Here is a 25,436-nt window from a genome sequence, read left to right as displayed (position 1 = left end):
TATAAGTGAACTTCGGCTGTCAGTAACGTTTTATTAACATCTGCCTGCCGATCGTTATTCACAAGAACTACCCTGCATAAAAAAACCGGAGATACCATGAATAAGAAGGTGTTGACCCTGTCTGCTGTAATGGCAAGCATGCTTTTTGGTGCAGCAGCGCACGCTGCGGATACCCGTATTGGTGTGACCATCTATAAATACGACGACAACTTCATGTCTGTTGTGCGTAAAGCGATTGAGAAAGATGCGAAAGCAGCGCCAGACGTTCAGCTGCTGATGAATGACTCCCAGAACGACCAGTCCAAACAGAACGACCAGATCGACGTTCTGCTGGCGAAAGGCGTGAAAGCCCTGGCCATCAACCTGGTTGACCCGGCTGCAGCAGGCACGGTGATTGAAAAAGCGCGCGGCCAGAATGTGCCAATCGTCTTCTTCAACAAAGAACCTTCCCGTAAGGCGCTGGATAGCTATGACAAAGCGTTTTACGTCGGTACCGACTCCAAAGAGTCCGGTATTATTCAGGGCGATCTGATCGCCAAACACTGGGCGGCGAACCCGAACTGGGACCTGAACAAAGACGGTCAAATTCAGTTCGTGCTGCTGAAAGGCGAACCCGGCCACCCGGATGCTGAAGCTCGTACCACTTACGTTATCAAAGAGCTGAACGACAAGGGTCTGAAAACCCAGCAGCTGGCGTTAGATACCGCGATGTGGGATACCGCCCAGGCGAAAGATAAGATGGACGCGTGGCTGTCCGGCCCTAACGCGAACAAAATCGAAGTGGTTATCGCCAACAACGATGCGATGGCAATGGGTGCGGTAGAAGCGCTGAAAGCGCACAACAAATCCTCCATTCCTGTGTTCGGCGTCGATGCGCTGCCGGAAGCACTGGCGCTGGTTAAATCGGGTGCAATGGCCGGTACCGTTCTGAACGATGCCAACAACCAGGCGAAAGCGACCTTCGATCTGGCGAAAAACCTCGCCGATGGTAAAGGTGCGGCTGATGGCACCAACTGGAAAATTGAAAACAAAATCGTTCGCGTACCTTACGTGGGCGTAGACCAGTCCAACCTGGCTGAGTTCATCGGTAAATAAGTTAGTTGTTATGTCTTCACTGGGCGCAATTCGTTGCGCCCATTTATAACGCGATATGCGAGGCCAACAAGGTATAATTATGGTCAGCACAAATACTCAGTCGTCCGGTGAATACTTGTTGGAAATGAGCGGGATCAACAAGTCCTTTCCCGGTGTTAAGGCACTCGATAATGTTAATTTAAAAGTTCGTCCTCACTCTATTCATGCCCTGATGGGGGAGAACGGTGCGGGTAAATCAACATTATTAAAATGTCTTTTTGGGATCTATCAAAAAGATTCTGGCAGCATTCTTTTTCAGGGGAAAGAGATCGATTTCCATTCAGCGAAAGAAGCACTGGAAAACGGTATCTCGATGGTTCACCAGGAATTAAACCTGGTGCTGCAGCGTTCAGTCATGGATAACATGTGGTTGGGGCGTTATCCAACCAAGGGTGTCTTTGTCGATCAGGACAAAATGTATCGCGACACCAAAGCGATTTTCGATGAGCTGGATATTGATATCGATCCGCGCGCCCGCGTGGGAACATTATCCGTCTCCCAGATGCAGATGATCGAAATCGCCAAAGCGTTCTCCTATGATGCGAAAATCGTCATCATGGACGAACCGACATCGTCATTAACGGAAAAAGAGGTTAATCACCTTTTTACCATTATTCGTAAGCTAAAAGATCGCGGCTGCGGCATTGTGTATATCTCCCACAAAATGGAAGAGATCTTCCAGCTGTGCGATGAGATCACCATCCTGCGCGACGGTCAGTGGATTGCCACGCAGCCGCTGGAAGGGCTGGACATGGACAAGATCATCGCCATGATGGTCGGCCGTTCCCTGAACCAGCGCTTCCCGGACAAAGAAAACAAGCCGGGCGAAGTGATCCTGGAAGTGCGCAACCTGACCTCGTTACGCCAGCCTTCCATCCGCGATGTCTCCTTCGACCTGCACAAGGGTGAAATCCTGGGGATTGCCGGTCTGGTCGGTGCAAAACGCACCGATATCGTGGAAACCCTGTTTGGCATCCGTGAGAAAGCTCAGGGCACCATTACGCTTCACGGAAAGAAAATCAATAACCATAACGCCAACGAAGCCATTAATAATGGTTTTGCGCTGGTGACGGAAGAGCGTCGTTCGACCGGTATTTATGCCTATCTGGATATTAACTTTAACTCGTTAATTTCTAATATTCGCAATTACAAAAACAAAGTCGGACTGCTGGATAACTCCCGCATGAAGAGCGATACCCAATGGGTTATTGACTCCATGCGCGTGAAAACGCCAGGACACCGCACCCAAATTGGTTCGCTGTCAGGCGGTAACCAGCAGAAAGTCATTATCGGTCGTTGGTTATTAACCCAGCCAGAAATTCTGATGCTGGATGAACCGACCCGCGGTATTGACGTCGGCGCGAAGTTTGAAATTTATCAGCTGATTGCCGAGCTGGCGAAAAAGAATAAAGGGATCATTATTATTTCTTCCGAAATGCCGGAATTGTTAGGGATCACAGATCGTATTCTGGTTATGAGCAATGGTCTCGTTGCCGGTATTGTTGACACCAAAACGACAACGCAAAACGAAATTTTGCGTCTTGCGTCTTTGCACCTTTAAGATCAGGGGCTCCTCATGAGTGCGTTAAATAAAAAAAGTTTTCTCACTTACCTGAAAGAAGGCGGTATTTACGTTGTTCTTTTAGTACTGCTGGCTATCATTATTTTCCAGGACCCTACGTTCTTAAGCCTGCTGAACCTGAGTAACATTCTGACCCAGTCCTCCGTGCGTATTATCATTGCGCTGGGCGTGGCGGGCCTGATCGTGACCCAGGGGACGGACCTTTCTGCCGGTCGCCAGGTGGGTCTGGCGGCGGTTATCGCGGCAACCCTGCTTCAGTCGATGGAAAACGCCAACAAGGTCTTCCCGGAAATGGCCACCATGCCGATTTTCGTGGTGATCCTGATTGTCTGCGCCATCGGTGCGGTGATTGGTCTGATCAACGGTATTATCATCGCTTACCTGAACGTGACGCCGTTTATCACCACGCTGGGTACGATGATCATCGTTTACGGTATCAACTCCCTGTACTACGACTTTGTCGGTGCTTCACCTATCTCGGGTTTTGACAGCGGCTTCTCGACCTTTACGCAAGGGTTTATCGCGCTGGGCAGCTTCCGCCTGTCGTATATCACCTTCTATGCGCTGATCGCGGTGGCCTTCGTCTGGATCCTGTGGAACAAAACGCGCTTTGGTAAAAACATCTTCGCAATCGGCGGTAACCCGGAAGCGGCGAAAGTCTCCGGCGTAAACGTTGCCCTGAACCTGCTCTTCATCTATGCGCTGTCCGGCGTGTTCTACGCCTTCGGCGGGATGCTGGAAGCGGGCCGTATCGGCTCTGCAACCAACAACCTTGGCTTCATGTACGAGCTGGATGCAATCGCAGCCTGCGTGGTGGGCGGCGTCTCCTTCAGCGGCGGCGTGGGTACCGTACTGGGCGTGGTGACCGGTGTGATCATCTTCACCGTCATCAACTACGGGTTGACCTATATCGGCGTGAACCCGTACTGGCAGTACATCATCAAAGGCGCCATCATTATCTTCGCGGTCGCGCTGGATTCACTGAAGTACGCGCGTAAGAAGTAATTGCTCCTCGCGTTATCCGGCCCGCTCACCGAGCGGGCTTTTTTTATGCCTTATGCCAGCTGTGACTCCTCTCGGGTCACGATGCGTTCAAACCAGTCGAGTTCAGAGAGCTTGCAGGCGACCCACTGTTCGGAAAAGGCGTCGCCCAGGCTGTCGGTGAGGTACTGACAGCGGGCAAAGATCTCAATCGCCTCCTGCTGAAACAGCGGCAGTTCGGGCCGATCGAGCTGCGGTTCGGGCAACTCCTCCTCGTCGATGTTTTCCAGCCCGTACAGCATGCCGGTGAGGATAGTGGCTGCCACCAGGTACGGATTGGCATCAGCCCCGGCCAGCCGGTATTCGATACGACGGTTGTGGTCATCCGAGCAGGGAATACGTAAAGCGGCAGAGCGGGTGTTATAGCCCCAGGAGTTAAATACGGGTTCCGTCAGGTTTTTACGCAGGCGACGAAACGCGTTGACGCCCGGCGCAAGAATGGCGATTGAGGCGGGCATCAGCGCCAGCTGACCCGCGATGCACAAGCGCATCATGCTGTTAAGCGCGTTCACCGGGGAAGCAAAGACGTTTTCGCCGTGACGATTGTTCAGGCTGAAATGGAAGTGCAGGCCGCTGCCGGACAGCTGGCTGAAAGGCTTAGCCATAAAGTTGGCCTGCAGGCCGTGCTTTTCGGCAACGTATCGGGTCAGGCGACGAAGCGCCAGCACGTTATCGCAGACTTCAACGACGCGATGGCCGTGCTTCAGGTTTAATTCGTACTGACCGGGCTCGGCTTCCGCCACGATCCCGGACAGCGGGATGCGCTGCAGGTGCGCCAGCTGTTCCAGCTCGTCAAACAGCGCCGCGTGGGCTGTCGTAGTATCCATGTGAAAACAGCCCTGATTTTGCGGATCCCGATCGTCATGCCCCGTCAGATAGAACTCGATTTCCGGGGCAACCACCGGGAAGAGACCGTGCTGGTGGAAGCGGGCCAGCACGTTCTGCAGTATCACGCGCGGTTCAAGCGGGCAGGGGTTGTTGTCGCTGTCTTTCATCGTCAGCAGGATCTGCGCGTTGTGCTGCGGATCCTGTGGAGAGGGGCGCAGGGAGCCGGCGACCGGAACGCAGAGTCGGTCCGGCTCATCATGAAGCGGGGCGGCGATTTTTCCTTTCTGATCCATCGAGTAGACCGAAAGGGGAAAATAGCAGCCTTTTTCCAGATTCAGCATGTTCTCCACCGACAGACGCTTGCCGCGCATCGTGCCGTTGATATCGTTCAGGTAAACGTCTACATGTTTCGTCTGCGGGTAACGTTCCAGATAATCTGCCACTTCTACTGAAATGTTGTGCTGCAGGGCGTCAATTTTTTCATCAAGCCAGAGACCGGAATTGAGTGCGCCAGGAAGTGATAAACCGGGAAAGTTAAAATACGGACGGAGACTTTTGAGGAAAAACGCATTCATTATTGAGTTCATAGTCATTCTTCAATGAAGCCGTAGCGGCAGTGAACTCAGCTTAAAGGGGGCGGCGTAAAGGGGGGATAAAAAGCGTCAGGCCCGGCGTAAAGAAAGTATAAAGGCGGTCCTGTTATTTCTCTTTTTTCTGCATATCAAGCAGCTGTTCGGGCGTGACGGCCGGGTAACCCTGCGCATCTTCCGGCACTTCGTGCATCGCCGGAATGGGCACCAGCGGGCCTAAAAAGCGCGGTTCGCGTTTGAAAATATACAGGTCTGCCAGAGCGCCAAAACGGGCGCCGAACTCGCGGACGCGCACGCTCAGCATATCTTTTGGCGACGGCACCGCGTAACACTGCGCCTGAATGCCCATATGCAGCGCGATAAACAGCGCGCGTTCGCAGTGGAAGCGCTGGCTGATGATGATGAAGTCGTTGGTGTCGAAGACTTTGCGCGTGCGCACGATGGAGTCCAGGGTGCGGAACCCGGCGTAGTCGAGCACGATATCGGCAGGGTCCACGCCCCCGGCAATCAGGTCCTTACGCATCGTCACCGGTTCGTTATAGCTTTGCAGAGCGTTATCCCCGCTCAACAGCAGGTAGTTAACCTTGCCGCTGTTGTAGGCGTTCAGCGCGCCCTGAATGCGGTAACGGTAATACTGGTTAATGACGCCGGTGCGGTAATACTTGGCGGTGCCGAGGACCACGCCAACCTGACGATAGGGCAGGTCCTGCAGGTCATCAAAGATGTAGGGGGCGGTTTTCCAGCTCATCCAGCGGTCGAGACCCAGCACGATCAACAGCAGTATGCCGACCAGGACAGACAGGCTGTAAAAAACGCGCTTTAACATGGAGATGGCTCGTTCGTGGATGAAATTTAACTCAGGCTACTTTACCCGCCTGGTTAGCGCAAGAAACAGCGACTCAACTGAGGGGTTTTTCAGCAAACGGGCGGGCATTTCTGCCCGCCGGAAGGATTACACCAGCAGTACGCGGTCAATCGTCGTACAGCCCAGCGCTTTAAGCGTTGCGGCAGTGGCATCCCACTGAATCAGCGGCGCATCGGCAATCTCGGCCAGAACGGCGCGCTGAATGTCCGGATAGTCATAGCCGTTCAGGCTCAGCAGGTTAAGTGCGCCCTGCAGCGGCGGCAGCGTTGGGTTAAACGCGGCGTTTTCCGCATAGCTGCCGGTGAAGATCCGGCCATCACGGCACTGCAGCGCCACGCCACTCGGGGACTTGCTGTACGGCGTGTGGCTCTTGTTGGCGGCGGCAATCGCCGCCTGGCTCAGGTCATCGCCGGACAGGGCGTAACCATGGTTCTGCTCGTCCATCAGCAGCGTTTTGATCTCCAGATCTTTCGGGCCAAACGCGTCTGGCAGATAATCCCCCAGCGTGTGCGGCGCGCGGCCTGGCAGGTTGATGCGCAGCTGCAGCCCGCTGTTCAGCTCGTTCATAAACTGACGGCAGTGGCCGCAGGGGGTGTAGTTAACGGTAATGGCGCTCAGGGCTTTTTCACCGCGCAGCCAGGCGTGGCTGATGGCGCTCTGCTCGGCGTGAACCGTTTGCTGCATGGTCGCGCCCAGGAACTCCATATTGCCGCCGAAGTACCAGGTACCGCTAACGCCGCGCGCAATGGCCCCGACGTTAAAGTGGGAGAGATCGGCCCGCGCGCAGGCGGCGGCCAGAGGGAGCAGTGCGAAAGCCAGCGCGTCTTCGTCCAGTCCCGTTGCCTGTTTCAGCATCGTGACCTGCTCCGCGGTCAGCAGAGCAGGGAAGTGTGCATCTGCCAGAACGGGAGCAAGGGCTGACTGCAAATTCTCAGCAAGCTGGGCGAAAGCAGCTTGAAAACGTGGGTGCATGGCGTTTGCCTCATAAAGGTTAATGGATCGGTAGTTTACGGAGCCGTCAGGGCTTTATATGTGATCCACTTCTCATTATGTATGCAACTTATGAAATCAAAATGAAATTTGCGCGACGCATCGCAAATTTTAGCCCATCACCGCCAGAATCAGCGGGAAAATGAACGGGGCCAGCAGGGAGGTGATAATCCCGCAGATCACCAGCGCCAGCGAGCTAAACGCCCCTTCCTGATAGTCCAGCTCCGCACAGCGGGCAGTGCCCAGGGCGTGGGAGGCGGTTCCCATCGACAGCCCACGTGCTGCTTTAGTATGAATACGCATACCGTTCAGCAGGGTGTGACCAAACACCGCGCCGAGAATACCGACGAAAATCACGCACATCGCGCTGATGGCCGGAATACCGCCGAGGCTGCCACCGACCGCCATCGCGATAGGCGTGGTCACCGATTTTGGCAGAATAGAGGCGGCAATCTGCGGGGATGCCCCCATCAATAGCGCCACCGACGTTCCGGTGATCATCGCCACCAGGCTGCCCACAAAACAGATGGTAATGATGGATTTCCAGCGGGCGCGGATCTGGTGGAGCTGCTCATATAACGGAAAAGCGAGCGCCACAACGGCAGGCTGTAGCAGGTCGTTTAAAATTTTGCTGCCGGCAAAGTAACGTTCGTAAGGAATGCCGGTAAGCAGCAGGAACGGAATGATCACTACCATTGCCACCAGCAGCGGGTTCAGCAACGGCATTTTGAAACGTGCGGCAAGCTTGCGCGCGGCGAAGAACACCACCAGGGTTAACGGCAGCGACCACCAGATATTGGCCATCATTTTTTTGTTTTCTCCCCGACCACGTTACGTTCGCCATGCACCAGATGCGAACTCCAGCTCACCACCAGGAAAACCACCAGCGTACTGACCGCGCAGGAGACCACAATCGGGCCGAACTGGGCCTTGAGCAAATCAAAATACTGCATGACCCCGACGCCGATAGGCACGAAAAGCAGCGCCATATAGCGAATGAGGACGAAGCAGCCGGGATTGACCCATTTTGCGGGCAGGATTTGCAGCGCCAGCAAAACGAAGAGGATCAGCATGCCGATAATGCTGCCGGGAATGACGATCGGCAGCAGCGACGCGATGAAAATTCCGGCATACAGGCAGGCGTAAATCAGGATGAATGCGCGCAGATATTGCCAGATAATGTTCAATGATTTGCTCATGGTGATAGTCCTTGCTGAAACGCATTCATCATACAATTAAACCTAAAAATGTGCCACGGATCACATCATGAATTTTGAGCATACCAGACATTCCAGAATGGAACGTCCGGTATCGCCTTACAGGGGCAGGCTACAGTTTAGAGGAAAGGGCGTGCGGTGGCGAAGTGACGAGCCAGTGAAATGTCTCTGAGTCAGGCATCGTGTTGGGCGATGAGTTTATCCAGAAAAGAAAACAGCACCTGGTTCATTTCGCGATAATCATGCGAGCGAAGTTTTTCTGCCGTTTCGACAAAACGGAATTCACCTGCGCGGCGGAGATCGTTCTGCGAATGTTCAATCAGCAACTCAACGACCTCCGGCGTCAGTTCCATATGGCACTGAAAACCGTATACCCGTTCGCCATATTGCACGATCTGACGGGGACAGCCCTCGCTGTAAGCGAGCACCTTAGCCTGCGGCGTCAACCCTGGCATGTCGTTATGCCAGTGACCGACGTTCAGCACGCTGCCAAAATCCTTAAACAGCGGGTTGGCCTTGCCTGCCTCAGTGAGCCTGACGGGAAATTTGCCGATCTCTTTTTCCGGGCTATGGCAAAACGCTGCGCCCAGCGCTTCACCGATAAGCTGCGAGCCCAGACAAACGCCAATCACCGTTTTACCGGCCTCTATTGCGCGGCTGATGAGTGCCTTTTCTGCCTGCGCATCAAACCAGGGGCACTCCTTAAGCGTGGTGGCAGGTGACTGCGGGCCTCCCATGATGATGAGCAAGTCTGTGCTCTCCAGGTCTTGGGGTAACGGATCGCCCTGATAAACTCTGGAGTAGCTCAGGCTACAGCCGCGATTTTTCCCCCAGATTTCATAAGCGCCTGGCGCTTCGAAATGTTCATGAATGATAAAATGAATGTGCATTGCGTCTCTCTCCGGTTACGTGTACAAGCAGCATCATAAGAGGAAGGGAGGAATCTGAAATGCCAACCATTATCGATAAAACGCCAATTCACGACGATGCTATCGGATGGTCAAGAGGGGCAATTAGCTATACGCGCGGCGAAGTGGATCCGCCTCACCGACATTCGCAGGGGCAACTTTTGTTTGCCATCAAAGGGGTGATGCTGGTCGAAACCGGCAATAAGCGTTGGGTCATACCGCCTCAGCGCGCGCTGTGGATCCCTCCCTTTCAGGAACACACCTACAGCGTGTTATCCACAACGGAGCTCCGCGCGGTCTGGTTTAGCCCGGCGCTGATATCGCAATGTGAACCTTTTAAGCGGAAAGAAGAGGTTCACGTGATTATGGCGACAGCGTTGTTCAAAGAGCTGATTGCCGGGCTGTTCAGCGCGGAATACCGGCCGGCAAGCCAGCGCAGCATGGCCGTTTTGCTGCTCGACATCCTCAGTGAGACGCAGCAGATTTCGGCCGAATTACCGATGCCCGTTGATGAGCGGTTACATCGCGTTGCCTGTGACATCATTGCCAACAATCTCTGGGATGTTTCTATGGAAAGGCTGGCGGAACAGGCCGCGATGTCTGAACGCACATTCTCACGCGCGTATATCAAAGATACCGGCTTCAGCTTCCGGGCCTGGCGACAGCGCGCAAGGATTTGTGCCTCGCTGGACCTGCTCGCCAACGGATACCCGGTTAAACAGGTGGCCTGGATGCTGGGGTTTTCCGGGCAGGCGGCATTTGCGGCGGCGTTTCGCGCCATTGTCGGGGCAACGCCGGCTGACTTTATCCCTGAACAGAAGCGCTTCCCAGCGATATAGAGAGCGGCTACTATAGCGCGTCTTTTTTTACAGGTACTGCTATGCGTGTTTTACTGGCCCCAATGGAAGGCGTGCTCGACTCCCTCGTGCGCGAGCTTCTGACCGAGGTGAACGATTACGATCTCTGCGTGACGGAGTTTCTGCGCGTGGTTGATATGTTGTTGCCGGTAAAATCCTTCTTCCGCCTGTGTCCCGAGTTGCACAACCAGAGCCGGACCTCTTCCGGCACGCTGGTGCGTATTCAGCTGCTCGGCCAGTATCCTGAATGGCTGGCGGAAAACGCCGCCCGCGCGGTTGAGTTGGGCTCTTACGGGGTGGATCTCAACTGCGGCTGCCCGTCGAAGCTGGTTAACGGCAGCGGCGGCGGGGCGACCTTGCTGAAAGATCCTGAGCTGATTTATCGCGGCGCGAAGGCGATGCGTGAGGCCGTGCCTTCGCATTTGCCGGTGACGGTGAAGGTGCGCCTGGGATGGGACAGCGACGCGCGGCAGTTTGAAATCGCCGATGCGGTGCAGCAGGCCGGGGCCACCGAGCTGGTGGTGCATGGCCGCACCAAAGAGGATGGCTACAAAGCCGAGCGCATTAACTGGCAGGCGATCGGTGAGATCCGCAAACGCCTCACCATTCCGGTGATCGCCAACGGCGAAATCTGGGATTACGAGAGCGCGAAGGCCTGTCTGAACGCCACCGGCTGCGATGCGGTAATGATCGGTCGCGGCGCGCTGAATGTGCCCAACCTCAGCCGGGTGGTAAAATATAACGAGCCGCGTATGCCGTGGGCAGACGTCGTTACGCTGCTGCAAAAATACAGCCGTCTGGAAAAGCAGGGCGACACCGGTTTGTATCACGTCGCGCGAATTAAACAGTGGCTGAGCTATTTACGCAAAGAGTATTCCGAGGCAACTTCTCTCTTTATGGAAATTCGAACATTAAGCAATTCTGCCGACATTTGTTTTGCTATTAATAATTATCGTCAATAATATTATTGTTTTAATGTTTTTAAATAACGCAGTGGAGTTCCAACTTATCGAATGAATTGAGAAACACTGTAATCAAAAAAAGTAACAGGGGGCTTTTGCCCCCTGTTACTTTTATATTAACTTCTCACCATTTTCCTTCCATCTTTTTCTAACTAAAGACTCAAACTTAATATCTTTTAGATCTAGTTTATCTGCATGTTCTAATATTATGACTTGAGGCATAAAACCAGATTTTTCTTTGATGTAATTTAAAATTGTAACAATGGTGTTAAATATATTTTCCACTTGTTTTAGATCTGAATCCTTCTCTTTTTGATTATTAAATCCGGAAGGGAAATAAACTTGACTTGGTTGGTCTAAAAAAAGGAAGGTTGGAATACATGATTTTTCCTCTGTAGCCAGTAAATATAAAATAGATAAAAATAAAGACAAATGACAAGCTAACCAGTTCGCACCACTTCCCATTTCATGTAGCCTAATCTCTTGGTCTCCCAATTTATGATAAAAATCGAAAGACTGAAGAGAAAAATGAAGGTTTGCTGGTTTTAACTCTTCTTCAAAATCGAGTTGATTACAAATTTGAGTCATTATAGAATTTAATCTTTTCTCATATGTAAGGTATTTTTCTTCAAGATTGTATGTTGCAATTTCCTTTTCTAGTCTTTCTATTCTAGATCTTAATTCTTTTGTTGAGTCATCTGAATTTATTATTTCATTGTTATTTAAATAAACAGAAATTAGAGTGCTAACTTGTCCGCGCATAAAGTTCGCTTTCTCGCGAAAACTTTTTGATTTGGCTAATTCTAATTTATTTCTCTCGAATGCCTTAATTTTACCATTTAATATCCGTAAGTTTCTCTTTATTTCGTCACGTCGTTTAATAAGATTTTCCATTTCAGTGGTAATATCTTCGTGGAAAATTTGTAGTTTTGAAAGATCTTGTACTAAAACTGTTTGATGTTGAATTAGAGACTCTAATTCCTGAGATAATGCAGATTGCTTGCTTTCACAAAGAGGACATTTCAATATGTCTGGAGAAGAAATATCAAAAGTTTTTTTTATTTTATTCAGCTCTGTTGCATGCTCAACGGAGATTGAATTGCATAGCTCTAATTTAGATATTTTTTCATTAATACTTGCTAGTTCAAGGTTGCAGTTATCTTGATCTTTTATATAATCTTTGTACAAACTTTCTGTTTGCCCTGAGCCATATGCCATATCTGGGACTGAGGGAAGATCAGTTGCAATCTTCAATATTTGGTTATAGTTTAAGTCTTCAGTTAATTTATAATCAATAAATGCTAAGTAATTTTCAATTAGATCTTTTAAGGTTTTTTTCTTTTGATCATACGTGGCTTTATAATTTCGTTCTAATTTCTCTTGAGTCCTGAGCTTTTTATATGTATCATCAAGCTCACGAATTAATCTATAATAATTCCCATCTACCCAACCAAGAAATATTGGTAATTCCTTGATGGTTCTATCTCGCTTGATAAAATCATGGAAGCGATAAAATAGAGCATGTTTATTGGCAATTAAATTCTGATGCTGAAATAATAAAGAAACAGCGTTTCTAATAGAGGCCTTTCCATGATGGAAACTATTTTCATCGTCTCTTAAATTAGATACTGATAATCCGAGATAGCTTTCAAATTTTTTCTGAGCTTCTTTGATTGATGCCGGAGCTATTTTTTCAAAATAGCTTAAGCTTAATGGTGATATTTTTGTTATATCAACTTCTTGTCTAATGTATGCTTTGGAACTCATTCCTGTCTTAAATGCAGGTCTACCGATAACAATGAAGCTCTTGCCTAATTGAAATACGATTGAATAGAAATCCGAAAAGGAGGTTATTATTCCTTTTGGTATACTGGAAGTTTTAGCAAATAAACAGTAATCAACTATTTCTAATAATGCACTTTTACCAGTTTTAGAATCGCCAGTTATAACATTCACACCATCCGTGAATTCAACAAATCTATGTTCACCATTATTATTGAATATATTTATAGATTTAATAATTGCTTTCATTTAGATTGCTCCAAATTTTATAATGATATCTAATGAGTCTTCTTTTGCTAACATTGCGCCGAGATTATATGCAGCCTTATAATGTTTCTTTTTATACTCATCATTTTCTGTAATGGATTTTATTGGTTCATGAAGGGTAATGTGACTGTTTATAGATAATTTACCTAATGATGATAATATAATAATGGCTTTTTTAGTAACTGGTTTATAATGTTCAATATTCCATTTTGATTTAAAATATGAGCTTTGCAAGTTACTATTAGTTAATAGTTTACTCATGTTTGATTTAATGTTGCCTTTCGATAGATGTTCTAAAGCATTCTCATCGAGCAAAATAGGAATTGCAAGGAAGATTAATTCAAATTCTAATCCATCTTTTTTTATTCTTTGCGCACCACTTAAAAAACTTTCGAGTAAAGAAGCGATCCATAAAGGAGAGTGTAATAGTGCAATAAAATCAATCGGTTTCATTGTTCTTTACCTCAAAATGCCATGAGAAATTTTTCTGCTCAACATGAGAATGAATTCTTCCCTTCTGATAGTATTTTTCCATGGAATGTACATTCCGTATTTGTTTCGTTTCTAACAGCAAACAGTCTGAGTACATAATTTTTGATTGATTTGTTACGTTAATCGGGGTGCTCATTAATTGCAAAGTATTGATATGTTTTAATTTTAATAAATCGAGATCTTGTAATAAATCATCTTCAAAATCTTCAAGATGATTTACCAAAGTTGAATGCAACCTAAGAAGTTTTAGTAAGCTTTTTTCTGAGCGAAGATAATCTATTACTGCATCAGTTATCATCTTTTCGCCAATCTCTATAGATTCTAGTTCCTTAACGAAATAGTAATTATTTGATTTTTCCTCTATGACATCTGTTTTAGACACTACTGGAAATGGATAATCTTTCTGAACATAAGGCATCGAAAAACCTATCATTTCTCTTATGAACTCATTATATTCTATATGCCACGTATCTGAGTTTTTTATTGCTTTTAATGATATAAAGCCCAACATTCTTTCTATGAATGATTCCTTGTGAATGTCAGGGATTAATTTAAAAGCATCATGTGATTTAAGTTCCTCAAGCTTATCCATTATGTTTGGCTGCGATGATATTATATTTATTTTATCAAGAAGAGATAAAATCTCTTCATCACTTCGTAGTAATAATTCATTATGATATTTCTGTATTGTTTGGGTAGGTATGACTTTCTTTAATCGTTCTTTTTTTATCTTTGATGATAAATTATTCCAATCGAAAAATATTGACTCTTCTTTAATGTCTGAAGTTGTTAATAATTCAAATCGTGTAAAGCCTGAATAAACTGCATGCTCAGACATTAAGTTGTATAATGTCTTCCAAAAGTCTCTGTGTGTATCATTAAGAAATGTATCAGACATATGATGTTTAACTTCAGTACTAGTTCCATTATGAGCTACATCACCAAAGCATTCGATCCAAATAATATCATTCTCTTTTCCACTCAAGCATCTTTCTAACGCTATAAATTTCTGGTATTCGAAACCCAATATGTTTGAGGTGGCATTATTAGATACTCCTGACATGATTACCTCCCTGATATATAAACGAAGTCTACTATAACTCCTATATAGAGTAACTTGTAAACAAAAATTTTAATACTGTGTGAATATACAGGTAAGTGTTGTTTCGATATGTTTTTTTTAAGAAAAGACATTACTGGATATTCATTTTATTTGAAATGGTTAACTTTGTTAATTAATTGTTGATTTGACTTATCATCTTTATGCAGCGCTTTTTCCGCGACAACGGCATTCAGCTTGAAGTCACGGATGCCGACCGCGAGGCGCTGAAATCGACCGTCGATTTTATCTCGTTCAGCTACTACATGACGGGCTGCGTCACCGCGGATGAGGCCCTCAACCAGCAGGCGCGGGGCAACATCCTGAGCATGGTGCCAAACCCGCATCTGGCCAGTTCCGAATGGGGCTGGCAGATTGACCCCATAGGTCTGCGTACCCTGTTAAACGTGCTCTGGGATCGCTATCAGAAGCCGTTGTTTATCGTGGAAAATGGCCTCGGCGCGAAGGATAAACCGGGGGCGGACGGCGTGGTGCAGGATGACTATCGCATCAGCTACCTTAACGACCATCTGGTACAGGTGCGAGAAGCGATTGAAGACGGCGTTGAGGTGATGGGCTATACCAGCTGGGGGCCAATCGATCTGGTGAGCGCGTCTAAAGCTGAGCTTTCTAAGCGCTACGGCTTTATTTACGTGGACCGTGACGACAGCGGTAAAGGCACCCTGGCGCGCAGCCGTAAAAAGAGTTTCTACTGGTATAAAGAGGTGATTGCCACGAAGGGGGGATCGCTGAAAGCCTGAGATGAATAACCTCGCCCGGCGCAGTGCCGGGCAAATAGATCAGAAAATCATTTTGAATACGCCGGTAACCACTAACAGCCCTATCAAAAATATAATTAAAATAACCCACAGTAATATTTTCATTCCCTTCTCCTGCCCGTGTATGACACTGAATAAGTGTAGCAGCTAATTCATAATTCGCATGAATATATTGAATTTACTCATTGTGGTTGGAAATAAATTGCCGAATATGAAAATGTATGACAATTTGCGGATTGCCACGCGTTACTAAAAAACAGAGCGGCATCAAGCGTAATTTGCGCCTTTAATTTTTTGAGTTATGGCGTAATGAAACGTTCTCTTATTTTATCTCTGAGTGCTCCTCTTGTCTTAATGCTGGCTGCCTGCGCGCCGGAACATGCCAGCGTGTCGCCGATTAAAACGCAAGCCGCTGCGGCGTCGGTGAATACACGGCTAAGTCAAACCAGCTGGCCGAAAAACGAATGGTGGAAAGACTATAACGATCCGCAGCTTAATTCGCTGATTGCGAAGGCGCTAAATGATGCGCCGGATATGCAAATCGCCCGTCAGCGCATTACGCTTGCCGAAGCCCAGGCCAAAGCCGTAGTGGCTGCTGACGGTCCGCAGATTGATTTTTCCGCCGATGCGGAACGCCAGAAAATGTCCGCCGAAGGGCTGATGGGGCCCTTTGCCTTCACCGACCCGGCTGCAGGCACCACCGGGCCGTGGTACACCAACGGCACCTTCGGACTGACCGCAGGCTGGGATCTCGATCTGTGGGGGAAAAATCGCGCCCGGGTCGAGGCCCGGATTGGCAAAGTGAATGCGCAAAAAGCGGAGCTGGAGCAGACCCGACAGCTGCTGGCCGGCAGCGTGGCGCGGCTCTACTGGGAGTGGCAAACCCAGGCCGCCGCGGGTGAGGTTCTCGCGCAGATCAAACATGAACAGGACAACATTATTGGTGCGGACCGCCAGCTGTATCAGCACGGGATCACCTCCTCCGTGGAGGGTGTGGAAACAGATATCAACGCCAACAAAACCGAAGAGCAGCTGGCAGAAGTCAACGGGAAGATGAAAGCCGTCGAGGCGCGTCTGGTCGCGCTGACGAATTCCTCCTCCGTAACGCTTACTCGCCAAGCGCTGCCGACGGCAGACGCTTCGTTACCATCGACGCTCGGTTATGAACTGCTGGCACGCCGTCCGGATCTTCAGGAGGCGCACTGGTATATCGAAGCCTCCATGAGCGAGGTGGAGGCTGCCAGAGCGGCGTTCTATCCTGACGTGAACCTGATTGCGTTCTTACAGCAGGATGCCCTGCATCTGAGCGATCTATTTCGCGCTTCAGCGCAGCAGATGGGCGTGACCGCCGGATTGACGCTGCCGATTTTTGACAGCGGCAGGCTGAACGCCAGCCTGGATATCGCCCAGGCGCAGAACAATCTCTCGGTTGCGAACTACAACAAAGCGGTGGTCGAAGCGGTCAATCAGGTGGCGCGCACGGCCAGCGAAGTCGAAGCGCTGACGGCGAAGAACCGCCATCAGCAGCAGGTCGAAAAAGATGCGGCGCGGGTTGTGGCGCTGGCGCAGGCGCGTTTCAGCGCGGGGATCGTTGCTGGCTCCCGGGTCAGTGAAGCCAGAATACCGGCCCTCAGGGAACAGCTCGCTGGAGTGCTGCTGAAAGGCCAGTATGTTGACGCCACGCTGCAGCTGACGTCGGCGCTGGGCGGTGGCTATCACCACGGCTAAAAAAGGTCATTATCTATACTTACCTCTTTGCAGTTTTTCAGGAGGTGAGTATGACCAGAGTAGCGATTGTGACCGCATCGGATTCCGGCATTGGTAAAACTACGGCCCTGATGCTCGCCGGGCGCGGGTTTGACATTGGCGTCACCTGGCACTCGGATGAAAAAGGGGCGCTGGAAACCTGCCGCGAGGTCGAAGCGCAGGGGCAGCGCGCGGAGGCTATCCATCTTGATTTGAGCACACTGCCGGAAGGCGCAGAGGCCATTGAAACGCTGATTGCGCGTTTTGGTCGACTGGACGTGCTGGTCAACAATGCGGGCGCGATGACCAAAGCGCCGTTTCTTGATATGCCGTTTGACGACTGGCGGACGATTTTCACCGTCGACGTGGACGGCGCATTTCTCTGTTCACAAATTGCCGCCCGGCAGATGGTGAAGCAGGGGGAAGGGGGGCGAATTGTGAACATTACCTCGGTGCATGAGCACACGCCGCTGCCGGAGGCGAGCGCCTACACCGCGGCAAAACATGCGCTCGGCGGGTTAACCAAATCCATGGCGATGGAACTGGTTAAGCACAATATTCTGGTGAACGCCGTCGCGCCGGGAGCCATTGCCACACCGATGAACGACATGGACGACAGCGAAGTGAAGGAAGGCTCAATGCCGGAAATCCCGCTGGCAAGGCCGGGCCACACCAAAGAGATTGCCAGCCTGGTGGCGTGGTTGTGCGACAGCGACGCCAGCTATACAACAGGGCAATCGTTTATCGTCGACGGGGGCTTTATGCTGGCGAACCCGCAGTTTAAGCCGGAGGGGTAGATACCTTATTCCCTCTCCTCGTGGGAGAGGGCATCACGCCGCACCCCGCTACTCCTCATCCCGCGTCTTTTCCCGATGCTTCAGCCACAGCCTGACCCCAATCACCGCCACCACCACCAGAATCAGCCACGCCCAGTGCTTCAGGTGCTGGTCGAGATTATGCAGCCATGGCGCAATCACTTCGCCCCCGACGTAGCCGAGCGTCGTAAAGATCAGCGCCCAGGCAATCGCCCCCACAATATTGAGTGGCAGGAAAATTTTTGGCGGCAGATGGCTGGCGCCAATCAGTATCGGCCCGATGATGCGAAAGCCATACATAAAGCGCGTGCCGATGACGAACAGATAGGGATGACGCTGAATGAGCCGTTGAGCGCGGCGGATTTTTTTCTGATGCTTTGCGAAACGCTTAAGCAGCGTGGGCCCGAAGCGCAGCCCGAGAAAGTAGAGCAGCTGATCGCCAATCATCCCGCCCAGCGCGACTGCGGCAACGACCAGCGGGAATTTCAGCAATCCCTGATGCGCGGCGACGCCGCCTAACAGCGTGATGGTTTCACCTTCCGCCACGCTACCGATGACCAGCGCGGCATAGCCATATTGTTCAATGAGTGCGTTAATATCCATTACGTAAATGTTATCTCCCTCTTCGTGCCTCGTTTAATCATATACCCCATGAATCAACAGCGGGGAAATCAACGGAAATTTCCCACTGTACAGAAAATAATCTAAAGCCTGCATTATACTTAAGGTATCGCTGACGGGCCGACAACAAGGGGGCGCTATGAACCATGTCTGGGGACTTTTCTCCCATCCCGATCGTGAAATGCATGTCATTAAAAGTGAGAACGAAACGGTCTCGCATCATTACACGCACCATGTGCTGCTGATGGCGGCGGTGCCGGTAATATGCGCTTTTATCGGAACAACACAAATCGGCTGGAACTTCGGTGACGGCACCGTGGTTCAGCTTTCCTGGTTTACCGGGCTCTATCTGGCCATTGTTTTTTATGGCCTGATGCTGGCGGGTGTGGCGATAATGGGGCGTGTCATTCACTGGATGGCGCGTAACTACCCGCAACGTCCATCGCTGGCGCACTGTATGGTCTTTGCCGGATATGTCGCGACCCCGCTGTTCTTAAGCGGTATTGTTGCGCTCTATCCACTGGTCTGGCTGTGCGCGCTGATCGGTACCATTGCCCTCTTTTACACCGGGTATCTGCTGTATCTGGGGGTTCCAACCTTCCTGAATATCAATAAAGAAGAGGGCCTGAGCTTCTCCAGCTCTACGCTCGCCATCGGCGTGCTGGTCCTGGAGGCGCTACTGGCGCTGACGGTCATCCTTTGGGGTTATGGATACCGTCTCTTCTAAGCTCACTGCATTGCTGGCGTAAATGCCAGCAATGCAGCATCTGTTCACGATTATCCGCTGGCGACAACGTCCGGTGACCGCTATGATGCCGAAGCCAGCCTGTGTTTATCCGTTGATACAGGCGGTGTACGTCATGACGTGCGTGAATAATTATCAGAAGTCTCACCATGCTGAAATTCCGAGTCTCTTTACTTAGCCTGGCGCTGTTGCTGGGCGCGTCCGCTGCCGTGCCGGCCGCCGCTAAAACGCCCGCGATGACCGCCGCCGCTGCCCAACCGCAAATTGCTTCCGGCAGCGCGATGATTGTCGATCTCAACACCAATAAGGTGATTTACGCCAGCCATCCGGACCTGGTGCGCCCGATCGCCTCGATTACCAAATTAATGACCGCGATGGTGGTGCTTGATGCCCATCTGCCGCTGGACGAAAAGCTTAAAGTGGATATCAGCCACACGCCGGAAATGAAAGGGATCTACTCTCGCGTGCGTCTGAACAGTGAAATCAGCCGTAAAAATATGCTGCTGCTGGCGCTGATGTCGTCTGAAAACCGTGCGGCGGCGAGCCTGGCGCACCACTATCCGGGCGGCTATGACGCGTTTATCCGCGCGATGAATGCGAAAGCCAAAGCGCTGGGGATGACCAATACGCATTATGTTGAACCGACGGGTCTGTCGATCAATAACGTCTCCACGGCCCGCGATCTGACGAAACTGCTGATTGCCAGCAAACAGTATCCGCTGATTGGTCAGCTCAGTACCACCCGTGAAGAGATGGCGACCTTTGCGAACCCGGCCTATTCGCTGCCGTTCCGCAATACTAACCACCTGGTATACCGTGATAACTGGAATATTCAGTTAACGAAAACCGGCTTTACCAACGCGGCAGGACACTGTCTGGTGATGCGCACAGTGTTTAACGGTAAGCCGGTGGCGCTGGTGGTGATGGATGCCTTCGGCAAATATACGCACTTTGCGGACGCGAGCCGCCTGCGTACCTGGATTGAGACCGGGAAAGTGCAGCCCGTTCCGGCCGCAGCATTGACGTATAAAAAGCAGAAAGCGGAACAGATGGCGACGGCGCAGAACGACTGAGCCGTTTGTCAGCGCCGGGTGGCGGCTTCGCCTTACCCGGCCTACAAAGACCTCGACACGTAGGCCTGGTAAGCGAAGCGCCACCGGGCGAAAGCGCCTACTCCGGCAGCGTCCAGTCTCCATCGTTGAGCGGGCGCTGCATAATCACCGTATCCCGCCAGTCGCCTTTCTTATACCCGACGCTGCGCAGCTGACCGACAATCTCGAAGCCGTGCTTTTTATGCAGCCGCAGCGAGCCTGAATTATTGTTGCCATCCCCCACAACGGCAATCATCTGGCGCCACGGGCCTTCCTCGCAGCGGGCGATCAGCGCATCCATTAATGCCGAGCCAAAACCGCGCCCGGTAATGCTGGCATCCACGTAAATCGACTCTTCCAGGGTATAGCGGTAGGCGTGTCGCGGACGATAAGGCGTGGCGTAGCAGTAACCCACCACGATGCCGCGATACAGCGCGATAAGCCACGGTAAACCGCTCTCAGCCACGCTTTTCATACGATGACGCATTTCATCAACGGTGGGGGGGACTTCTTCAAATGACGCGCGCCCGTGAAGCACATGCCAGGCATAGATGGCGGCGATGGCATGCACATCATCGGGAAGGGCATCGCGCACTTCCAGTTCGGTCTCGGATAAAACATCAACAGCCGACATGATGTGCCTGCTCCTCGTAATAGAATGCCGGAGAAACGTTACTCCGGCGTCAGAGAGTCACTCTATTACGATTAAGGCGCGCTAAACAATCTCTCAAATTTGGCTGTAGGAATTAATCAGACGCTTGCGTTATGCGCTGCTCCGCATCTGCGCTCTCTTTCCAGTATTTCTTCCGTGTTGTTTTACCAATGCCGGGATTCATGCTATTTGTAGGGTCATTCTCGCGATAAAACTGCTTAAGTGCATCAGGGGCTTTATAAAGATGCCCGACGTTATGTTCCGCAGGATATTGTGCGCCACGTTCACGCAGGAGGGCGAGCATCTGCTCCTTCAGTTCGTGTGCATCGACCCCTTTTTTGACGATGTAATCCTGATGGAAGACATAACACATAAAGTGGCCGTAATAGAGCTTGTGCACCAGCTTGCTGTCGATTTCCGGTGGGAGGTGCTCAAACCACTCGGTGTCGTTACGGCGCAGGGCGATATCCAGCGCCAGAATATCTTCCACCTCTTCGGAATGCACCGCCTGATAACGGATGGCGGCTCCTGCGGCAGCAAAACGGTGCAGGAAGGCTTTGCTGCCTTCTTCCGGCGTGCAGGCAAAGAAATCGCCTTCAGCGGTTTTGAAAAATTCAGTCAGCCAGGTCTGCGCTTCGGCGATCCCGTCCCCGGCCATTTTCAGCAGCAGGTGGTGTTCGTACTTATCGCGCCAGGTTTTCATTCTCTCCGGTAAATGCGCCGGGAAAACGTTGCCCAGCTTCTGCATAAAGCGGTCAGTGAAGTGGGGTTTGAACAGCGACACTTTCTCCAGCATCGCGTCGGTGCGGCCCTTCATAGTGAAGAAGAACGGCATTTTGTCGGTGCCGAGCTTGTCGATCATCAGGAACGTATCTTTGCCGTAACGCTCGGCGATGTCGTAAATGTCCCGGTGCATGTACTCGCCCGCCACCGGCAGATGGCTGAATTCGCCCAGAATATGACGGCGAATTTCGGTCAAAACCTCAGGCTGATTGGTACCGATGTAAAACACCTGCTGCTTTTTCTCTGCCGGGAAGGTATCCAGGCGCACGGCAAAAACGGCAAGCTTCCCGGCGCAGCCGGAGGATTCAAACAGGCGGTCCGGGTCGGCGTTGTAGCGCGCTGGCGTAGCGGCGTCGATATCCCGCACGCGGGTCACGTAGTCGTGATCGTGCGCATGACGGCCATCGTGCTGCACGTCTTCGTCCTTCACGCGATCGTCGTCGAGCTTGCTGAGGATCTGCTCCGGCGTTACGCCGAGATCAATCCCCAGATGGTTCACCAGCGTCAGCTTGCCGTTTTCGTCAATACGGGCAAACAGCGACATCTCGGTGTAGGCCGGGCCGCGCTGCACCAGCGAGCCGCCGGAGTTGTTGCAGATCCCACCGACCACCGAGGCGCCAATACAGGAGGAACCAATCACCGAGTGCGGTTCACGACCCAGCGGTTTAAGCGCTTTTTCCAGGGAGTAAAGCGTCGTGCCGGGGAACGCGAGCACCTGCTCGCCTTTATCCAGCAGGTGAAGCTTGTCGAGGCGCAGGGTGCTGATAATCACGATCTCACGATCGTAATCGTTGCCGTTCGGCGTGGAGCCTTCTGTCAGGCCGGTATTGGCGGCCTGCATTAAAATAATCTTGTCGGCGGCGACGCAGGCACTCAGGACGCGCCACAGCTCCAGCAGCGTGCCGGGGAAGACCACCGCCAGCGCCTCGCCCTGACCGGAGCGGAAACCTTTACGGTAGCGGGCGGTTTTGGCCGGGTCGGTAAGCAGGTGAGAGGAGCCAACCAGGCGCGACAGTTCGTTAATAAAAGCGGTGTTATCGTTTGTTCGAACAGAAGTCATCTTCCACTCCTTGTGGTGGGGCAAAATTCTCGCTGTAAAGCATAGCGCGATTAACTGTTAAGCGGTCGAGTATTCACGAGAAAAATCAGAGAATAACCCTGCAACGTTCTGAGGGTTTGTGGCACACTGCGCTTTTCGCACGGTATGGCCGAGATCGTCCGGCGGTTATTGATGAGAGAGTAAAACGACATGAAATGGCTATGTTCTGTAGGTGTCGCCGTCAGCCTGGCGCTGCAACCTGCGCTGGCAGAGGATTTGTTTGGCAATCACCCGCTCACGCCTGAAGCACGGGACGCGTTTGTCACGGAATTGCTCAAGAAAATGACGGTCGATGAGAAAATCGGCCAGCTGCGTCTTATCAGCGTCGGCCCGGATAACCCGAAAGAGGCCATCCGCGAGATGATCAAAGACGGGCAGGTCGGGGCGATCTTTAATACCGTCACCCGCGAGGATATCCGCAAGATGCAGGATCAGGTGATGGGTCTCAGCCGCCTGAAAATTCCGCTCTTCTTCGCCTATGATGTGGTGCACGGCCAGCGTACCGTCTTCCCCATCAGCCTCGGCTTAGCCTCCTCCTTTAACCTCGATGCGGTGAAAACCGTCGGGCGCGTGTCCGCCTATGAAGCGGCGGACGACGGCCTGAACATGACCTGGGCGCCAATGGTGGACGTCTCGCGCGATCCGCGCTGGGGCCGCGGCTCGGAAGGTTTTGGTGAAGATACGTATTTAACCTCCACGATGGGTAAAACCATGGTGGAAGCGATGCAGGGTAAAAGCCCGGCGGACCGCTACTCGGTGATGACCAGCGTCAAACACTTCGCGGCCTATGGCGCAGTCGAAGGCGGTAAAGAGTACAACACCGTCGACATGAGCCCGCAGCGCCTGTTCAACGACTATATGCCGCCGTACAAGGCAGGGCTGGATGCGGGCAGCGGCGCGGTGATGGTCGCGCTGAATTCGCTGAACGGCACGCCTGCGACCTCTGACTCCTGGCTGCTGAAAGACGTGCTGCGCGACCAGTGGGGCTTTAAAGGCATCACCGTTTCTGACCACGGCGCGATTAAAGAGCTGATTAAACACGGCACGGCGTCCGATCCGGAAGATGCGGTGCGCGTGGCGCTCAAGTCTGGCATCAACATGAGCATGAGCGACGAGTACTACAGCAAATACCTGCCGGGGCTAGTGAAGAGCGGCAAGGTCACGATGGCGGAGCTGGACGATGCCGCGCGCCACGTGCTGAACGTGAAATACGACATGGGGCTGTTTAACGATCCGTACAGCCACCTGGGTCCGAAAGATTCTGACCCGGCAGATACCAATGCAGAAAGCCGTCTGCACCGCAAAGACGCGCGTGAAGTGGCGCGCGAAAGTCTGGTGCTGCTGAAAAACCGCCTCGACACGCTGCCGCTGAAAAAATCCGGCACCATTGCCGTGGTGGGCCCGCTGGCCGACAGCAAGCGCGACGTGATGGGCAGCTGGTCTGCCGCGGGCGTGGCCGATCAGTCCGTGACCGTGCTGACCGGGATCAAGAGTGCCGTCGGTGAAAACGCGAAAGTGGTGTACGCCAAAGGGGCGAACGTCACCAACGATAAAGACATCGTCACCTTCCTCAACCAGTACGAGGAAGCGGTGAAGGTCGATCCGCGCACGCCGAAGGAGATGATCGACGAGGCGGTGAATACCGCGAAGCAGTCTGACGTGGTGGTCGCGGTCGTGGGCGAAGCGCAGGGTATGGCGCACGAGGCCTCCAGCCGGACCGATATCACCATTCCGCAGAGCCAGCGCGATCTGATCGCCGCCCTGAAAGCCACCGGCAAGCCGCTGGTGCTGGTACTGATGAACGGGCGTCCGCTGGCGCTGGTGAAAGAGGATCAGCAGGCTGACGCTATTCTGGAAACGTGGTTCGCCGGTACCGAAGGCGGTAACGCCATCGCCGACGTGCTGTTTGGTGATTACAACCCGTCGGGCAAGCTGCCGATGTCTTTCCCGCGTTCCGTCGGGCAGATCCCGGTGTACTACAGCCACCTGAACACCGGTCGTCCGTACAACGCCGACAAGCCGAACAAGTACACGTCTCGTTACTTCGACGAAGCTAACGGCCCGCTGTATCCGTTTGGTTACGGCCTGAGCTACACCACCTTCAAGGTTTCTGACGTGAAAATGTCGGCACCAAGCCTGAAGCGTGACGGCAAAGTTACCGCCAGCGTTGAGGTGACCAACACCGGCAAGCGCGAAGGGGCAACGGTGATTCAGATGTACGTTCAGGATGTCACCGCGTCGATGAGCCGTCCCGTGAAGCAGCTGCGCGGCTTCGAGAAGGTCAACCTGAAGCCTGGCGAAACCCAAACTATCAGCTTCCCGATTGACGTGGATGCGCTGAAGTTCTGGAACCAGCAGATGAAATACGATGCGGAACCCGGCAAGTTTAACGTCTTTATCGGCGTGGACTCCGCCCGCGTGAATAAAGGCGAGTTCGAGCTGCTGTAACCTTTCTCTCCTTTGCATCCCCCGTCCTGCGGGGGATGCGTCT

22 protein-coding genes and 1 pseudogene are annotated in these 25,436 nt (G+C 51.8%); 11 read left to right on the top strand and 12 right to left on the bottom strand.

Features of this window, described 5'->3' with window-relative positions:
- Positions 1-96: 96 nt before the first annotated feature.
- The 3 genes from mglB (at position 97) to mglC (ending at position 3,721) form a co-directional block, all read left to right on the top strand.
- Complete coding sequence (mglB, locus tag V1566_RS18425; RefSeq protein ID WP_063143782.1) at positions 97-1,095, top strand: galactose/glucose ABC transporter substrate-binding protein MglB; 999 nt, start codon at positions 97-99, stop codon at positions 1,093-1,095.
- A 79-nt stretch (positions 1,096-1,174) separates the two neighbouring features.
- Positions 1,175-2,695 (top strand): galactose/methyl galactoside ABC transporter ATP-binding protein MglA, encoded by a 1,521-nt coding sequence (gene mglA, locus V1566_RS18420; RefSeq protein WP_029740402.1) that lies wholly within the window; start codon positions 1,175-1,177, stop codon positions 2,693-2,695.
- Positions 2,696-2,710: 15 nt separating this feature from the next.
- Positions 2,711-3,721 (top strand): galactose/methyl galactoside ABC transporter permease MglC, encoded by a 1,011-nt coding sequence (gene mglC, locus V1566_RS18415; protein WP_029740401.1) that lies wholly within the window; start codon positions 2,711-2,713, stop codon positions 3,719-3,721.
- A 50-nt stretch (positions 3,722-3,771) separates the two neighbouring features.
- Here the strand turns inward: mglC and V1566_RS18410 are convergent, their stop codons facing one another.
- The 6 genes from V1566_RS18410 to V1566_RS18385 all read right to left on the bottom strand — a co-directional run bounded on the left by V1566_RS18410 (position 3,772) and on the right by V1566_RS18385 (position 9,137).
- A complete protein-coding gene (locus tag V1566_RS18410; protein WP_395306018.1) occupies positions 3,772-5,160 on the bottom strand; it encodes a glutamine synthetase family protein in 1,389 nt (462 codons plus the stop codon).
- Between the two features lie 124 nt (positions 5,161-5,284).
- Complete coding sequence (gene sanA, locus V1566_RS18405) at positions 5,285-6,001, bottom strand: outer membrane permeability protein SanA (protein ID WP_395304256.1); 717 nt, start codon at positions 5,999-6,001, stop codon at positions 5,285-5,287.
- 126 nt (positions 6,002-6,127) lie between these two features.
- Positions 6,128-7,012 (bottom strand): cytidine deaminase, encoded by an 885-nt coding sequence (gene cdd, locus V1566_RS18400; RefSeq protein ID WP_395304255.1) that lies wholly within the window; start codon positions 7,010-7,012, stop codon positions 6,128-6,130.
- 129 nt (positions 7,013-7,141) lie between these two features.
- Positions 7,142-7,837: a CidB/LrgB family autolysis modulator gene (locus V1566_RS18395; protein ID WP_063143785.1), complete on the bottom strand. Its 696-nt coding sequence runs from the start codon at positions 7,835-7,837 to the stop codon at positions 7,142-7,144.
- Positions 7,834-8,229, bottom strand: coding sequence for a CidA/LrgA family protein (locus V1566_RS18390; protein WP_121425322.1), 396 nt, complete (start codon positions 8,227-8,229; stop codon positions 7,834-7,836). Before V1566_RS18390 ends, V1566_RS18395 begins: the two co-directional genes overlap by 4 nt.
- A 191-nt stretch (positions 8,230-8,420) precedes the next feature.
- Positions 8,421-9,137, bottom strand: coding sequence for a type 1 glutamine amidotransferase (locus V1566_RS18385; protein ID WP_395304254.1), 717 nt, complete (start codon positions 9,135-9,137; stop codon positions 8,421-8,423).
- Between the two features lie 59 nt (positions 9,138-9,196).
- On the opposite strand from V1566_RS18385, the gene V1566_RS18380 reads away from it, so the two are divergent.
- On the top strand, positions 9,197-9,994 hold the full coding sequence (locus V1566_RS18380) for an AraC family transcriptional regulator (RefSeq protein WP_395304253.1): 798 nt from the start codon (positions 9,197-9,199) through the stop codon (positions 9,992-9,994).
- 41 nt (positions 9,995-10,035) lie between these two features.
- Complete coding sequence (dusC, locus tag V1566_RS18375) at positions 10,036-10,974, top strand: tRNA dihydrouridine(16) synthase DusC (protein WP_395304252.1); 939 nt, start codon at positions 10,036-10,038, stop codon at positions 10,972-10,974.
- Between the two features lie 111 nt (positions 10,975-11,085).
- Here dusC and V1566_RS18370 read toward each other — a convergent pair whose 3' ends face one another.
- Genes V1566_RS18370 through V1566_RS18360 form a run of 3 tightly spaced genes read right to left on the bottom strand, consistent with a single transcriptional unit; the run spans position 11,086 to position 14,578 of the window.
- Positions 11,086-13,005, bottom strand: a complete 1,920-nt coding sequence (locus V1566_RS18370; RefSeq protein ID WP_395304251.1) for a DUF3732 domain-containing protein — start codon at positions 13,003-13,005, stop codon at positions 11,086-11,088.
- Positions 13,006-13,476 (bottom strand): three component ABC system middle component, encoded by a 471-nt coding sequence (locus tag V1566_RS18365; protein ID WP_257260685.1) that lies wholly within the window; start codon positions 13,474-13,476, stop codon positions 13,006-13,008.
- Positions 13,463-14,578, bottom strand: coding sequence for an ABC-three component system protein (locus tag V1566_RS18360; protein ID WP_257260686.1), 1,116 nt, complete (start codon positions 14,576-14,578; stop codon positions 13,463-13,465). The genes V1566_RS18365 and V1566_RS18360 overlap by 14 nt, the downstream gene beginning before the upstream one ends.
- Positions 14,579-14,775: 197 nt before the next feature.
- On the opposite strand from V1566_RS18360, the pseudogene V1566_RS18355 reads away from it, so the two are divergent.
- The 3 genes and pseudogenes from V1566_RS18355 to V1566_RS18345 form a co-directional block, all read left to right on the top strand.
- A pseudogene (locus tag V1566_RS18355) lies at positions 14,776-15,375 on the top strand (family 1 glycosylhydrolase); the annotation flags it as partial.
- Between the two features lie 327 nt (positions 15,376-15,702).
- Entirely contained in the window at positions 15,703-17,121 is a 1,419-nt protein-coding gene (gene mdtQ, locus V1566_RS18350) for a multidrug resistance outer membrane protein MdtQ (protein WP_395304250.1), read from the top strand.
- Between the two features lie 50 nt (positions 17,122-17,171).
- On the top strand, positions 17,172-17,936 hold the full coding sequence (locus V1566_RS18345; RefSeq protein ID WP_148242262.1) for an SDR family oxidoreductase: 765 nt from the start codon (positions 17,172-17,174) through the stop codon (positions 17,934-17,936).
- A 48-nt stretch (positions 17,937-17,984) separates the two neighbouring features.
- Here V1566_RS18345 and V1566_RS18340 read toward each other — a convergent pair whose 3' ends face one another.
- Positions 17,985-18,557: a DedA family protein gene (locus V1566_RS18340; protein ID WP_023615866.1), complete on the bottom strand. Its 573-nt coding sequence runs from the start codon at positions 18,555-18,557 to the stop codon at positions 17,985-17,987.
- Between the two features lie 157 nt (positions 18,558-18,714).
- Here V1566_RS18340 and V1566_RS18335 point away from each other — a divergent pair, with 157 nt between their 5' ends.
- Together V1566_RS18335 and pbpG are read left to right on the top strand one after the other, a co-directional pair.
- On the top strand, positions 18,715-19,302 hold the full coding sequence (locus V1566_RS18335; protein WP_033146018.1) for a Yip1 family protein: 588 nt from the start codon (positions 18,715-18,717) through the stop codon (positions 19,300-19,302).
- 167 nt (positions 19,303-19,469) lie between these two features.
- Complete coding sequence (pbpG, locus tag V1566_RS18330; RefSeq protein ID WP_395304249.1) at positions 19,470-20,393, top strand: D-alanyl-D-alanine endopeptidase; 924 nt, start codon at positions 19,470-19,472, stop codon at positions 20,391-20,393.
- Positions 20,394-20,490: 97 nt separating this feature from the next.
- On the opposite strand, the gene V1566_RS18325 is transcribed toward pbpG, so the two are convergent.
- A complete protein-coding gene (locus tag V1566_RS18325; RefSeq protein WP_395304248.1) occupies positions 20,491-21,045 on the bottom strand; it encodes a GNAT family N-acetyltransferase in 555 nt (184 codons plus the stop codon).
- Positions 21,046-21,157: 112 nt separating this feature from the next.
- Positions 21,158-22,906, bottom strand: a complete 1,749-nt coding sequence (dld, locus tag V1566_RS18320) for a D-lactate dehydrogenase (RefSeq protein ID WP_395304247.1) — start codon at positions 22,904-22,906, stop codon at positions 21,158-21,160.
- A 189-nt stretch (positions 22,907-23,095) separates the two neighbouring features.
- Between dld and bglX the strand changes: the two genes are divergently transcribed.
- A complete protein-coding gene (gene bglX, locus V1566_RS18315; protein ID WP_395304246.1) occupies positions 23,096-25,393 on the top strand; it encodes a beta-glucosidase BglX in 2,298 nt (765 codons plus the stop codon).
- Positions 25,394-25,436 lie beyond the last annotated feature (43 nt).

It is taken from the genome of Enterobacter sp. ECC-019, from assembly GCF_043974075.1.
Lineage (GTDB): Bacteria > Pseudomonadota > Gammaproteobacteria > Enterobacterales > Enterobacteriaceae > Enterobacter > Enterobacter asburiae_D.
Note: the sequence above shows the minus strand (reverse complement) of the source record. Positions and strands in the feature narration are given on the sequence as shown.